Below are 262 nucleotides of genomic sequence, written 5' to 3'. Positions count from 1 at the left end.
CCGGGCTGAGGTGCTCGTGGGGGCTCACGAGCAGGTCCGTGAGCTCGCCCGACTTGAGGTCCATCGTGATGTTGTACAGGTCCCCGAGTTCGGTTCCGTCCGCGCTCATCACCGCCTTCCCGGAGAGGTTCTCCGCGAGGATATCGACCATGTCCGCACGGTCCCGGGCAACGGTCTTAAACTCCACGGGCCGTCGGACGGGTGACAGACGGTGCGGGGCGCGGCGACGCCGGTCAGCGCCGCGATCGCTGCGATCGCCGCG

1 protein-coding gene is annotated in these 262 nt (G+C 68.7%); it reads right to left on the bottom strand.

Features of this window, described 5'->3' with window-relative positions:
* Positions 1–151: PRC-barrel domain-containing protein (locus SM753_RS20785; protein WP_323192953.1), on the bottom strand; the 151-nt coding region annotated here is incomplete at its 3' end.
* Between the last annotated feature and the right edge of the window lie 111 nt (positions 152–262).

Source organism: Halostella sp. PRR32, assembly GCF_034808085.1.
Classification (GTDB): Archaea; Halobacteriota; Halobacteria; order Halobacteriales; family Natronoarchaeaceae; genus Halostella; species Halostella pelagica.
The sequence above is the reverse complement of the archived record's forward strand: the minus strand, read 5'-3'. Positions and strand labels throughout refer to the sequence as shown.